Annotated in this window: 11 protein-coding genes; 6 read left to right on the plus strand and 5 right to left on the minus strand. The window is 65.7% G+C overall.

Features of this window, described 5'->3' with window-relative positions:
• Nucleotides 1-9: 9 nt before the first annotated feature.
• Together ruvA and recQ are read left to right on the plus strand one after the other, a co-directional pair.
• Complete coding sequence (gene ruvA / locus WCZ84_RS02705; RefSeq protein WP_372684718.1) at nucleotides 10-600, plus strand: Holliday junction branch migration protein RuvA; 591 nt, start codon at nucleotides 10-12, stop codon at nucleotides 598-600.
• Nucleotides 600-2,468, plus strand: coding sequence for a DNA helicase RecQ (gene recQ, locus WCZ84_RS02710; protein ID WP_372684719.1), 1,869 nt, complete (start codon nucleotides 600-602; stop codon nucleotides 2,466-2,468). The genes ruvA and recQ overlap by 1 nt, the downstream gene beginning before the upstream one ends.
• On the opposite strand, the gene ruvB is transcribed toward recQ, so the two are convergent.
• Genes ruvB through WCZ84_RS02725 form a run of 3 tightly spaced genes read right to left on the minus strand, consistent with a single transcriptional unit; the run spans nucleotide 2,460 to nucleotide 5,943 of the window.
• A complete protein-coding gene (gene ruvB / locus WCZ84_RS02715; RefSeq protein WP_372684720.1) occupies nucleotides 2,460-3,521 on the minus strand; it encodes a Holliday junction branch migration DNA helicase RuvB in 1,062 nt (353 codons plus the stop codon). The genes recQ and ruvB overlap by 9 nt on opposite strands.
• 38 nt (nucleotides 3,522-3,559) lie before the next feature.
• Nucleotides 3,560-4,615 carry a cytochrome d ubiquinol oxidase subunit II gene (locus WCZ84_RS02720; protein WP_372684721.1) on the minus strand — a complete coding sequence of 352 codons (1,056 nt, stop codon included), beginning with the start codon at nucleotides 4,613-4,615 and terminating at the stop codon, nucleotides 3,560-3,562.
• Complete coding sequence (locus WCZ84_RS02725) at nucleotides 4,612-5,943, minus strand: cytochrome ubiquinol oxidase subunit I (protein ID WP_372684722.1); 1,332 nt, start codon at nucleotides 5,941-5,943, stop codon at nucleotides 4,612-4,614. Before WCZ84_RS02725 ends, WCZ84_RS02720 begins: the two co-directional genes overlap by 4 nt.
• A gap of 32 nt (nucleotides 5,944-5,975) precedes the next feature.
• On the opposite strand from WCZ84_RS02725, the gene WCZ84_RS02730 reads away from it, so the two are divergent.
• The 4 genes from WCZ84_RS02730 to minE are packed head-to-tail and all read left to right on the plus strand — an operon-like array spanning nucleotide 5,976 to nucleotide 9,583.
• Nucleotides 5,976-7,733 carry a glutamine--tRNA ligase/YqeY domain fusion protein gene (locus tag WCZ84_RS02730; RefSeq protein ID WP_372684723.1) on the plus strand — a complete coding sequence of 586 codons (1,758 nt, stop codon included), beginning with the start codon at nucleotides 5,976-5,978 and terminating at the stop codon, nucleotides 7,731-7,733.
• A complete protein-coding gene (gene minC / locus WCZ84_RS02735; RefSeq protein WP_372684724.1) occupies nucleotides 7,730-8,461 on the plus strand; it encodes a septum site-determining protein MinC in 732 nt (243 codons plus the stop codon). Before WCZ84_RS02730 ends, minC begins: the two co-directional genes overlap by 4 nt.
• A gap of 40 nt (nucleotides 8,462-8,501) precedes the next feature.
• Nucleotides 8,502-9,317: a septum site-determining protein MinD gene (gene minD / locus WCZ84_RS02740; protein WP_372684725.1), complete on the plus strand. Its 816-nt coding sequence runs from the start codon at nucleotides 8,502-8,504 to the stop codon at nucleotides 9,315-9,317.
• Between the two features lie 2 nt (nucleotides 9,318-9,319).
• A complete protein-coding gene (minE, locus tag WCZ84_RS02745) occupies nucleotides 9,320-9,583 on the plus strand; it encodes a cell division topological specificity factor MinE (protein ID WP_372684726.1) in 264 nt (87 codons plus the stop codon).
• An 87-nt stretch (nucleotides 9,584-9,670) separates the two neighbouring features.
• Here the strand turns inward: minE and WCZ84_RS02750 are convergent, their stop codons facing one another.
• Both WCZ84_RS02750 and WCZ84_RS02755 read right to left on the minus strand, forming a co-directional pair.
• Nucleotides 9,671-10,555 carry an AEC family transporter gene (locus WCZ84_RS02750; RefSeq protein WP_372684727.1) on the minus strand — a complete coding sequence of 295 codons (885 nt, stop codon included), beginning with the start codon at nucleotides 10,553-10,555 and terminating at the stop codon, nucleotides 9,671-9,673.
• 70 nt (nucleotides 10,556-10,625) lie between these two features.
• Nucleotides 10,626-12,437 (minus strand): acyl-CoA dehydrogenase C-terminal domain-containing protein, encoded by a 1,812-nt coding sequence (locus WCZ84_RS02755; RefSeq protein WP_372684728.1) that lies wholly within the window; start codon nucleotides 12,435-12,437, stop codon nucleotides 10,626-10,628.
• Between the last annotated feature and the right edge of the window lie 103 nt (nucleotides 12,438-12,540).

The following is a 12,540-nucleotide window of genomic DNA, read 5'->3' on the forward strand; positions in this document are numbered from 1 at the left end:
GAGTCCACGATGATTGGTCGTCTCACGGGTACCCTGGTCGAACTGGCACCACCGAGCCTGTGCGTGCTGGTCGGCGGGGTGGGTTATGAACTCGACGTGCCGATGAGCACGCTCTACAAGCTGCCCGCGGTCGGGCAAAGCGTGAGCCTCTACACCCATCTCGCCATCCGCGACGATGCGCATGTCCTGTATGGGTTCGCCTCGGCTGCCGAACGCAACACGTTCCGGGCCCTGATCAAGGTCACCGGCATCGGCGCGCGCACCGCGCTGGCGCTGCTCTCAGGCCTGAGCGTGGAAGACCTGGTCGACGCCATCCAGCAACAGGAATCCGGCCGGCTCATCAAAGTGCCCGGAATCGGCAAAAAGACCGCGGAGCGGCTGCTCCTCGAACTGCGCGACAAGCTCGATGCGCCCGGAGAGCGGCTGTCAGCCAGCCAGGCCAACCCCACCGCGCCCTCGGCCGATCACGACGTCGTGCATGCCTTGCTGGCCCTGGGGTATTCCGCCCAGGAAGCGCGCAAGGCCGTGGGGGGCCTGGACCGCAGCCTGAGCGTGGCTGAGCGCATTCGGCAGGCCCTGAAAAGCCTGGCACGCGCCTGATGCAGGTCGACACCCCCACCGGCGTGGACGCTGCCCTGCACGTCCTGCGCGATACATTCGGATACGAGCAATTTCGCGGCCAGCAGCACGCCGTCATCGAACACGTCACTCAGGGTGGCCACGCCCTGGTATTGATGCCCACGGGCGGCGGCAAATCGCTCTGCTACCAGGTACCGGCGCTGCTGCGGCCCGGCGCGGGCGTGGTGATATCGCCGCTGATCGCGCTGATGCAGGACCAGGTGGACGCCCTCCAGGAACTCGGTGTGCGCGCGGCCTTTCTGAACTCGACCCAGACCCTGGCCGAGTCGCAGGCGGTGGAGCGCGATTTCCTTCAGGGCCGCCTGGATCTGTTGTACGTTGCGCCTGAACGCCTGCTCACGCCCCGCTGCCTGGACCTGCTCGCCGCCGGGCCAATCGCCTTGTTCGCCATCGATGAAGCGCATTGCGTATCGCAGTGGGGCCACGATTTCCGCCCAGAATATCAGGCGCTGGGCGTTCTGGCCGAGCGCTGGCCGGACGTCCCGCGGATCGCACTCACCGCCACGGCGACGGCTGCGACACGCGCGGACATCGTCCAGTGCCTGGCCCTGCAGAATGCGCCGCAGTATCTGGCCAGTTTCGATCGGCCCAACCTGTACTACACCATCGTCGAAAAGCATGACGTCCGGCGCCAACTGTTCGATTTCATCCGCGAGGCACACCGGGGGGAATGCGGAATCGTCTACGCGCTGTCCCGCACGCGGGTCGAGCAGACCGCACAATACCTGTGCGACCACGGCATGACGGCACTGCCCTACCACGCCGGCCTGAGCGCTGCCGTGCGGGCAACCCATCAGGCGCGTTTCCTGCGCGAAGACGGCGTCATCATGGTCGCCACCATCGCCTTCGGCATGGGGGTGAACAAACCGGACGTACGCTTCGTGGCGCATATCGACATGCCGAAGTCCATCGAAGGCTATTACCAGGAAACCGGGCGCGCGGGCCGGGATGGCTTGCCCGCCGATGCCTGGCTGGCGTATGGCCTGCAGGATGTGGTCCAACAGCGGCGCATGATCGACGAGTCCGAAGGCGACAGCCTGCACCAGCGGCGCCAGGTGCGCCAGCTGGATGCCATGCTGGCCCTGTGTGAAACCGTGCACTGCCGGCGCCAGGCCCTGCTGGCGTATTTCGAAGAAACGATCGAACCCTGCGGGCACTGCGACACCTGCCTGGACCCCCCCACGGCCTGGGACGGGACGGTGGCCATGCAGAAGCTGCTCTCGACCGTATACCGGCTGTGGCGCGAACGCGGGCAACGCTATGGCAGCGGCCACCTGATCGACATCCTGCGTGGGCAGCGCACCGAGCGGGTGCTGCAGCAGGGCCACGATACGCTCAGTGTATTTGGCGTCGGTGCGGCTCTGTCCGTGGACGCCTGGCGCAGCGTATTGCGCCAGGCCCTGGCGCTGGGCCTGCTGTCGGTCGACCTCGAAGGCTACGGCACTCTGGCGCTGACCGAAGCCAGCCGGCCGGTGCTCAAGGGCGAGCGCACGCTGATGCTGCGCCCGGTGGCACGAGCCCCAGCGCGGACGAAACGCACGCAGCGCACCACGACCCGTGCCCAGCTCGAGGACCTGCCCGCCCAGGCGCGCCGGTGCTTCGAACGCCTGCGCCACTGGCGCGCCCAATTGGCCCGAGAACACGGCAAGCCGGCCTATGTGATTTTCAATGATGCCACGCTGCGCGAGATCGCCCTTGCAAAGCCCGAGACACTGGAGGCCCTGAGCCACATCAGTGGTGTGGGCGCCCACAAGCGCACGGCGTATGGCCCGGCGGTACTGGCATGCGTGCGGGAAGCCGACGAGCCAGAGGCCGGCGAATCAGAATAATTGCGCCGCGCCGGGCCCGGCGGACGGCGCCTGCAACCCCAGGTGCTGCCAGCACCGCCGAGTGGCCATGCGCCCGCGCGGCGTACGCTGCAGATACCCGTGCTGGATGAGATAGGGCTCGATCACGTCTTCGATGGTGTCCCGTTCTTCGCCAATGGCCGCGGCCAGGCTGTCGACCCCGACCGGACCGCCATCGAACTTGTGCACCACGGCTTCGAGCAGCTTGCGGTCCATGAGGTCGAGGCCGCTGGGATCGACCTCGAGCAGGGCCAGGGCGGCCTGGGCGACCGGGACGTCGATCTGCCCCTGGGCCCGGACATCGGCATAATCGCGCACGCGGCGCAACAGACGGTTGGCGATGCGTGGCGTGCCGCGCGAACGCCGGGCGATTTCGGCGGCGCCGTCCGGACTGGTCTGTACCCCAAGCAGGCTGGCACTGCGCTGCACGATATGGGTAAGGTCTTCGGGCGAATAGAATTCGAGCCGTGAAACAATGCCGAAGCGGTCGCGCAGGGGATTGGTGAGCATGCCCGCCCGGGTGGTGGCCCCGACCAGCGTGAACGGCTGCAGATCGATTTTGACGCTGCGGGCCGCGGGCCCTTCGCCAATGAGAATGTCGATCTGGAAGTCTTCGAGGGCTGGATAGAGGATTTCTTCGACCACCGGCGACAGGCGGTGGATTTCATCGATGAACAGGACGTCGTTGCGTTCCAGGTTGGTGAGCATGGCGGCCAGGTCGCCGGGGCGTTCGAGCACCGGGCCCGAGGTTTGCCGCAACTGGACCTGCATTTCATGGGCCACGATGTGTGCCAGCGTGGTCTTGCCCAGCCCTGGTGGGCCAAACAGCAGCACGTGATCGAGTGCCTCGCCGCGACCGCGCGCCGCCTGGATGAAGATGTCGAGCTGATCGCAGACCCGGCGCTGACCGACGTAGTCGGCCAGCGCCTTGGGCCGCAGGGCGCGTTCGAGGGAGTCTTCGGCGGGCGAGACCAGGTCGGGGGCCACCAGGCGCGCCTGGGCGGTGGTGGAGAGGGTGTCGGCCTGTATGACCATGGAAAGACTGTATCGATATCCAGTAGATTGAATCTATGCTACCACTTGCCGGAAAAATCGGGAAGATCGGGCGGGCGGGACTGCCCCAGCACCCGCCAATAGACGCGCAAGTTGAAAATGATCGCCACCGGCAGGGCCACTACGGTTGCGCTCAGGGCAAGCTGCAAGATCGCCACCGGCGCGGCCGCATCCCACAGGGTGATCTCGTCGAGCACCAGGTAGGGGAAGAAACTGTATGCCAGCCCGCCCAGCATCAGCACCAGAATGACCAGCACCAGCCCATACGGCAAGGCCGTGGCCCGATAGCTGTGGTTGATCATGCGCTGCAACAGCATCTCTGCCAGCACGAAGCAGGCCAGCAATATCCCCCAGACCAGGCCGACCGCCCCCCAATGCTGGCCATCCCCCCACTTGAGGAACACACCCGCGTTGGAAAAATCGAGCACGACGGAAATCCCCATGACGCCCACGGCCCCCCAACGCAGCGTGCGCCGGGCCCAGCCCACCGCCCGGATCCGCAGCTCGCCCGCCTCGCGCATGATGAGCCAGGCCGCCCCCAGCAGCGCGTAGGTCGCCAGCGAACACACCCCCATGAGCAGGGCGAAGCCGGCCGGGCCCACCCCGGCCTCATAGGCCGATACCACCCGGGCCAACAGGTAGCCATGTGAAAACGCCACCATCACCGCGCCTGCCGCGAACCCGAACGACCAGGGCCCTTGTTGCTCGACCGGCGCCCGCAGGCGGCATTCGAAGCAAACCGAACGCAGCAGGGTACCGATGGCGAGCATGGAGAGGGGCAGATACAACTGGCCCAACGTCCTGGACCAGGCCCCCGGAAAGGCGGCCGCAAACAGCCCCAGGCCCAGCAACAGCCAATATTCGTTCGCGTCGCGCCAGGGGCTGAGCAGCGACAACATGCGCCCCCTGAGACGGGCCGGTGCCACCCAGAGCAGGCACCCGACGCCGATATCGAAACCATCGAGCAGCACGCCGGCCACCACCGTCACCATCAGGACGCCCATGAGCGCCAGGGGCATCCAGAAGGCTGGATCCGTAGCCCCCAGACCCAGCAGACCCGCCAGAGAGTCGATCATGCGTGCCCCCTGTGGCGGACCACCGGCACCACGCCATAGCGTGACGCATGCTGCAGCAGCTGGCGAAAGCCCAGCCCCAGAGCCCCATACACCAGTATCTGCAGTATGAAGACCAGCCACAGCAGGGATTCACTTACGGATGCGGCCGCATCGCGCAGCATCAGGCTGCCCTGCACAGCATAGGGCAGGTTGCCGATCAGCAAATGCCCCCAGCCCACCAGCTGCAGGCCCAGCGCCAACCACACCAGCGCCCGCAGCACACGGCGGTGACCCCGGGACAGGCCATCGGGCTCATAACCAAGCCGGTGGCCCCGCCATAAGGCGGCCACCGCACACAGCAGCAACAGACCAGACAGGATCACCGCCAGGCGCGCCGAAAAAAAAGTCAGCCCCCAGGGGGGCGCCAGGCCGGCCAGATCGTTCAGGCCGGCAATGCTGGCCTGGGGCGTAAACCCCAGCCAGGGCGTCCAGTCGCGCAGGAAAATCCGCGCATAGACGTCGCTGGCGGTGCGGGTCGGCCAAGACCACCACAACACCGGCTCGGGCAGGCCGCTGGACCACTGGGACACCACGGCTGCCAGCCGGGCAGGCTGCACGGCCAACAGGATACGCCCCAGCTGCGCGGCCCACAGCGCCTGCAGGATGATCATCACCGGCAGCCCCCACAGCCCCGCCGCAAAGACGCTGCGGTCGCCTTCGTCGCTGGGGCGCCGGAGCGTGCGCACGGCCGTCAGGGACAGCATCAACGTCAGGGCCAGCAACAGGCCGCCGGCCAGAAACAGCATGAACAGAGTGGGCGCAGCCCCCCCCGTGGACAGGGACCACCAGCCGGCCAGCTGCCACACGCCGTCATCCACACTGGCACCGACGGGCCACTGCAGCCAGGCAAGCAGCACCATCACCCACCAGGCCGTCAGGCTGGATCCCAGGGCCACCATGCCGACCACCAGCACATGGGCGGTATACGACATGCGCCGCTGGCCGTAGAGCATGGCGCCCAAAAAACAAGACTTGAAAAAAAAGGCCGTCAGCACGGCCATGCCTGCCAGAGGCCCGATGACAGCCCCGGCCCGATCCATGAGCCCGGGCCACAAGGCCCCCAACTGCAAGAGCAGCGGCAGGGCCGCCGCAAACCCCATGACCAGGGACAAGGCGAACACCCGTACCCAGAACCGGTACGCGAGCATCGCCGCACCGCCCCGGCGGGCCCGCAGGCGCAAGGCAAACAGTATCCAGGCCAGCCCCAGTTCGAGCGCCAGAAAAAACAGCATGAAGCCAAGGCTCAGGAAAAACTGGGACAGCGACAGAACCCAAGCGGTTTGCGTCATAATGTGCGCTAGTTTAGAGCCAGTTGAGCACCATGACCACAGAAACAGCGCCCAGTACGAATTTTCTACGCAATATCATCGAAAATGACCTGAAATCCGGCCATCTTGAAAACCGTCGCTGGGCGCCCCCGCCTGCCACCGCCGCCCTTCGCCAGGCGGCAGCCCCCGACCCGGCGCGGATCCGCACGCGGTTTCCGCCCGAACCCAATGGCTACCTGCATATTGGCCACGCCAAAAGCATCTGCCTGAACTTCGGCCTGGCCAAAGATTACGCCGGCATCTGCCACCTGCGCTTCGATGACACCAACCCCGAGAAAGAAGAAGACGAATACGTGCGCGCCATCATCGAGATGGTGCACTGGCTGGGCTTCGAATGGTCCGTCGACGGCACCGAGCACTGCTACTATGCCAGCGACTACTTCGAGACCATGTATGCGTTTGCCGAGGCGCTGGTGCAGGCCGGCCACGCCTATGTAGACGAGCAATCCGCCGAACAGATGCGCCAAACGCGCGGTACCCTGACCGAAGCCGGCACCGACTCGCCCTGGCGAAACCGCCCGGCCGCAGAATCCCTGCGCCTGTTGCGCGAGATGCGCGCAGGGCGCCATCCCAACGGGCGCATGGCCTTGCGGGCACGCATCGACATGGCGTCGCCCAACATCAACCTGCGCGACCCGGTGCTCTACCGGATCCGCCACGCAGAGCACCATCGCACGGGCAACACCTGGTGCATCTATCCCATGTACAGCTGGGCCCACCCGGTCGAAGACGCCCTCGAGGGCATCACGCACAGCATCTGCACGCTCGAGTTCGAAGACCAGCGGCCATTCTACGACTGGATCCTGCAACGCCTGGTCGAACTGGGCCAGCTCGCCGAGCCTCTGCCCCATCAATATGAATTTGCCCGCCTGAATCTCGAATATGTCGTGACCAGCAAGCGCAAGCTGCGCCAGCTGGTGCTCGAAGGCCACGTCGCAGGCTGGGACGACCCCCGCCTGCCGACGCTGGCCGGGCTGCGCCGGCGCGGCTACACGCCCGCATCGATCCGGCTCTTCTGCGAGCGCCTGGGGGTCACCAAGGCCGATTCACGCATCGGGTACCACGTGCTCGAGCAGGCCCTGCGCGATGATCTCGACCCAACCGCCGACCGCGCGGTGGCCATTCTCGATCCGATCCGGCTGGTGATCACGAACTTCCCGGCCGACCACGCCGAAACCTGCAGTGCGCCTCTCAACCCGCACGATCCCGATGGCCCCCGACGGCACTTTCCGTTCACCCGAGAACTCTACATCGAGCGCGACGACTTCCGCGAAGACCCGCCGAAGAAATACTTCCGGCTGTTCCCGGGCAACCTGGTGCGCCTGAAGTACGCCTGGGTGGTACGGTGCACCGGCTGCACACGAAACGAACACGGCGAAGTCATCGAGGTTCAAGCCGAGTACCTTCCGGACACCCGCAGCGGCACCCCGGGCGCCGATGCCGTCAAGGTCAAGGGCACCATGACGTGGATCAGCGCGGCACACGCCATTGCGGCCGAATTCCGCCTCTACGACCGGCTGTTCCTGGATGCGCACCCCGACGCCGGCCAGCGCGACTTCCTGCAGCTCATCAACCCCGATTCCTATCGCGTCGTCCAGGGCCTGCTAGAGCCGGGTGTACGCGCCACGCCAGGCGCCGCCTGGCAGTTCGAGCGTCTGGGCTATTTCGTGGCCGACCGCGAACTGTCCACCCCCGAGCAGCCGATCCTGAACCGTTCCGTCACCCTGCGCGACACCTGGGCCCGCACATGAACAAAACCGCAACCGCACTGGACTTCAAAAGCGCCACCCTGCACACGCTGCGCGCCGTCCTGCATACTTCCGACACCGTCGAACTGATCGCCGCCCTGAACCAGCGCATGCGTGAAGCCGGCAGCTTCTATGAGCACGAATCCGTGGTCCTGGATGCCACGACGCTCACCCAGGCGCCCAACTGGGCTGCGCTGGTGGCGGCCATGCGCGCCGCACAGCTGCATCCGATCGGCGTGCACGCCGCTGCCAACCTGCAAGACGACGCCTGGCAAACCGCTGGCCTGGCACCGCTCGAACTGTCGGCGTCACGCACGGCCGCACCCGCCGCCACACCCGACCCGACCGATACCGGCAAGACCGGCCAGCCCCGGGCGGCCGACCCCGGCACAGCCGCCGAGACCCTCATCGTGCGCCAGCCGCTGCGTTCGGGGCAGCGCATCTATGCCCGCGGCTGCGACCTCATCGTGCTGGGCATGGTCAGCCAGGGGGCCGAAGTCATCGCCGATGGCCACATCCACGTCTACGGGCCGCTGCGGGGCAAGGCCATGGCAGGGGCGCGGGGCAACGCACAGGCCATGATCCTGACCACCTGCTTCGAACCCGAACTGCTGGCCATTGCCGGGGTATACCGGGTCTTCGAGACCCAGACGCCCGATTCACTGCACAAGCAGGGGGCCCGCATCGAACTGGATGGCGAGACCCTGCGGATCCGCGCCCTGACCGGCTGATTTTCCTTTACCATATAAAATTTTCACTACGGGGTATTCCATGTCGCGCATCGTCGTTGTCACATCCGGCAAGGGAGGGGTGGGAAAAACCACCACCAGCGCCAGTTTCTCGGCCGGCCTCGCGCTACGCGGCCACAAGACTGTCGTCATCGACTTCGACGTCGGCCTGCGCAACCTGGACCTGATCATGGGCTGTGAACGGCGGGTCGTGTACGACTTCGTCAACGTCATCCAGGGCGACGCCACCCTCAATCAGGCGCTGATCCGCGACAAGCAGCTCGACAACCTGTACATTCTGCCGGCCTCGCAAACGCGCGACAAAGACGCCCTCACGCGCGAAGGGGTGGAAAAAGTCCTCGAAGACCTGGCAGCCATGGATTTCGAGTACATCGTCTGTGATTCACCGGCCGGCATAGAAACCGGCGCCATCATGGCGGCCTACTTCGCCGACGATGCGCTGGTGGTCACCAACCCCGAAGTCTCCTCGGTGCGCGACTCCGATCGCATCCTGGGCATCCTGTCAGCCAAGTCCCGCCGAGCCGAACGGGGCGAGCAGCCGGTGCAAGAGCACTTGCTGCTCACGCGCTACAACCCGAAACGGGTGTCCGAAGGCGAAATGCTGTCGCTGCGCGACATCGAAGACATCCTGCGCATTCGCCTGATCGGCGTCATCCCCGAATCCGAATCCGTACTGCAGGCGTCCAACCAGGGCATCCCGGCCATTCACCTGAAAGACTCCGACGTCGCCCAGGCCTACGCCGACGTGGTGGCGCGCTACCTGGGTGAAGAAAAGCCCTTGCGATTCGTCGACTACGAAAAGCCGGGCCTGTTCAAACGCCTGTTCGGGAGCAAATGAGCATGTCCTTTTTCGATTTTTTTCGCGGGCAGAAAAAGGCCTCGGCCAGCATCGCCAAAGACCGCCTGCAGCTCATCCTCATCAACGAGCGCAGCGGGCGCAACGGCCCCGATTTCCTGGCCGACCTGCAAAAAGAACTGATCGCCGTCATCTCGAAATACGTGCACATCAACCCCGAGGACATCACGGTCAACCTCGAGCGCCAGGACGCCCTCGAGGTACTCGAAGTCAAGATCGAGATGCCGCAACAGGCCGAAGCCCGCTGACGGCGGGGCACGCCCCGCAGCGGCACGATAAGGCCCGGCCCGCGGCGGCACCGCGCCAGCAGCCGCGCCTTGGGTGGCCGCCTTGGGTCATATACAGGTCAGGGTCACCCAGACCACCAGCGGGATCGTGACCACCGACATCACGTTGCCCAGCAATACCACGCTTGCCACCACGCCGGGATCGGCCTGATACTGTTCCGCCAGCAGATAATTGAGCACGGCCGGCGGCAGCATGATGCACAAGACCAGCAGACGGGTCCATTCGGGCGTCAGGGGCAGCAGCAGCAGAATGACCGGCAGCGACAGCAGGCTGGCCACCAGATACAGCACGTTGACGTACAAGGCCAGCCGGATGTGCTGGATCCGGTCTTGCGCCAGGCGGACCCCCAGGCCGAACAACATCAGCGGGATGGCGATCTGCCCCGTCAGGTCGACGGTGGTGACGAAGAACCCCGGCAGCCAGTCTTTCAGGGGCGCTGCGGCAATGCCGGCCAGAGCCGCCCAGATATTCGGATTGCGCAGCCACATCCAGCGGCTGCGGCCGCGCGAAAGCAGGTACAGGCCGATCGAAAAATTGACCAGGTTCGACAGCACGAACAAGATGACGATATCGCCCAGCATGTGCCGGCCGTAGGCCAGCATCATCAGCGGAATCCCGATGTTGCCTGTGTTGCGGAACATGCCCGGCACCAGGAAGGCGGGCCGGCTCATGCCGCGCACGCGAATGAACGCCAGCAGCAAGCCGGGCAGCAGAATGATCAGCACCCCGGCCACGATGAGCGGCCAGCCCCGCGTGAGGTCCATGGGATTGTCCAGCAATGCGCTAAACACCAGCGCCGGGCAGAACACCATGACATTGGCATGATTGATGAATGCCATGTCGGGCTTGCGGGCCGGCTTGCGGCCAAACAAAAAGCCCAGCGTTGCCACGGCGAACACGGGCAATACGATATTGAGCAGGGTGAGCAGCATGGTTCGGAAACAGGGTCGGATAGCGGCAGTGTACCCGTACCAGCGGCTGGCCGGCGCCGGTGGCCGGCGGTTACAGATCCGCCCCGAGCGCGAAAGATGCTTCGGGCAGGCCCATCAGCGGTGCCGGCCCGGCGAGCATGGCGGCCGCGTGGGCGCGCGTGCGCGGCAGGATGCGCGCGTAATAAAAATGGGCCGTGTCCACCTTGGCTTGGTAGAACACAGGCTCTTCGGTACCAGCGGCCAGCCGGGCGGCCGCCTCGCGGGCCATGTCGGCCCAGAAATACGCCAGCACCGCATAGCCCGAGTACATCAGATAATCATAGGCGGCCGCACCCACGGCTTCCCGGTCGGCCAGCGCCGACATCCCGATCTGCTGCGTGAGCTCGCCCCACTCCTTGTTCAGATCGGCCAGCGGCGCGATAAGCCCCGACAACGCCGGGTTGCCCGCCTGTGACTGGCAGAACTTGTGCACGATGCGGGTGAACAGGCGCAAGGATTCCCCCTGCGAGAGCAGCACCTTGCGGCCGAGCAAATCGAGTGCCTGCACCCCGGTCGTGCCCTCATAGAGGCAGGATATGCGGCTGTCGCGCACGTTCTGTTCCATGCCATTTTCGGTGATGTAGCCATGCCCGCCCCAGACCTGCAGCCCCAGATTGGCGGCTTCGAAGCCAGTCTCGGTCATGAAGGCCTTGGCGATGGGCGTGAGAAAGCCCAGCAGCGTTCCAGCCTGCTCGCGCTGCGCTGCATCCGCGCAGAAGCGCTGGAGGTCGACCTGTTGCGCCGCAAAATACAACAAGGCCCGGTTGCCTTCGGCAAAGGCGCGGATGGTCAACAGCATGCGACGCACGTCTGGGTGCACGATGATGAGGTCGGCCGGTTCGTCGGGTTGCGCCGGACCACCCAACGCACGCCCCTGGCGGCGCTGCAGGGCATAGGCGCGCGCCCCCTGCCAGGCGACCTCGGCGTGAGCCAGGCCCTGCAGTGCCGTGCCCAGCCGCGCCATGTTCATGAAAGTGAACATGGCATGCAGGCCCCGGTTGGGCTCGCCGATGAGAAACCCCGTGGCCCCGTCGAAATTCATCACGCACGTGGCGTTGCCATGGATGCCCATCTTATGTTCGATCGCGCCGCAGGTGACCCGATTGCGCTCCCCTGGACGGCCCTGGGCATCGGGCAAGTGCTTGGGCACGATGAACAGCGAAATCCCCTGCGTTCCGGCCGGCGCATCCGGCAAGCGCGCCAGCACGATATGGACGATGTTTTCAGCCAGATCGTGCTCGCCCGCCGAAATGAAGATCTTGCCCCCCGTTACCCGATAACTGCCGTCGGCCTGAGGCTCGGCGCGCGTGCGCAGCAACCCCAGGTCCGTGCCGCACTGCGGCTCGGTCAGGCACATGGTCGCGGTCCAGCGCCCCGCCACCAGCGGTTCGAGATAGGTTTTCTGCTGCTCGGGCGTACCATGTGCCTTGAGGGTGTTCATGGCGCCCTGCGACAGGCCCGGATACATGCCCCAGGCCCAATTGGCCTCTCCGATGAGTTCGCGCACCGCCATGTCGAGCGAATCGGGCAGGCCTTGTCCGCCATGGACGGTCTCGTGCGAGAGCGACGGCCAACCCCCGGCCACGTACTGCTCGAAAGCCGCCCTGAACCCGGCCGGGGTCTGCACCCCGTCGGCCGACCAGGTGCAGCCTTCGCGATCTCCCACGGCATTCAACGGCGCCAGCACCTCTTGGGCGAAGCGCGCGCACTCGGCCAGGATGGCGTCGACCATCTCCGGGCTGGCTTCTTCGCAACCGGGCAGTTGCCGATAGTGCTCGGCATAGCCCAGCAGTTCATCGCGCACGAAACGGATGTCGCGCAAAGGGGCTTTGTAGTCGGGCATATGGGGTCTCCTGGTAGCGTCCGGTGCCGTGCGGCGCATCGCCACCCCAGCGCCGGACCGATGCTCCATTATGCGCCTTCCGGCGAGGCCCCAATACCCATGC

Origin of the sequence: Castellaniella sp. (assembly GCF_041675725.1) — a bacterium.
Classification (GTDB): Bacteria; Pseudomonadota; Gammaproteobacteria; order Burkholderiales; family Burkholderiaceae_B; genus Castellaniella.

Coding starts and splice junctions, on each gene's coding strand:
- ruvA (WP_372684718.1), top strand. CDS start 10: ATGATTGGTCGTCTCACGGGTACCCTGGTCGAACTGGCACCACCGAGC.
- recQ (WP_372684719.1), top strand. CDS start 600: ATGCAGGTCGACACCCCCACCGGCGTGGACGCTGCCCTGCACGTCCTG.
- ruvB (WP_372684720.1), bottom strand. CDS start 3,521: ATGGTCATACAGGCCGACACCCTCTCCACCACCGCCCAGGCGCGCCTG.
- WCZ84_RS02720 (WP_372684721.1), bottom strand. CDS start 4,615: ATGATCGACTCTCTGGCGGGTCTGCTGGGTCTGGGGGCTACGGATCCA.
- WCZ84_RS02725 (WP_372684722.1), bottom strand. CDS start 5,943: ATGACGCAAACCGCTTGGGTTCTGTCGCTGTCCCAGTTTTTCCTGAGC.
- WCZ84_RS02730 (WP_372684723.1), top strand. CDS start 5,976: ATGACCACAGAAACAGCGCCCAGTACGAATTTTCTACGCAATATCATC.
- minC (WP_372684724.1), top strand. CDS start 7,730: ATGAACAAAACCGCAACCGCACTGGACTTCAAAAGCGCCACCCTGCAC.
- minD (WP_372684725.1), top strand. CDS start 8,502: ATGTCGCGCATCGTCGTTGTCACATCCGGCAAGGGAGGGGTGGGAAAA.
- minE (WP_372684726.1), top strand. CDS start 9,320: ATGTCCTTTTTCGATTTTTTTCGCGGGCAGAAAAAGGCCTCGGCCAGC.
- WCZ84_RS02750 (WP_372684727.1), bottom strand. CDS start 10,555: ATGCTGCTCACCCTGCTCAATATCGTATTGCCCGTGTTCGCCGTGGCA.
- WCZ84_RS02755 (WP_372684728.1), bottom strand. CDS start 12,437: ATGCCCGACTACAAAGCCCCTTTGCGCGACATCCGTTTCGTGCGCGAT.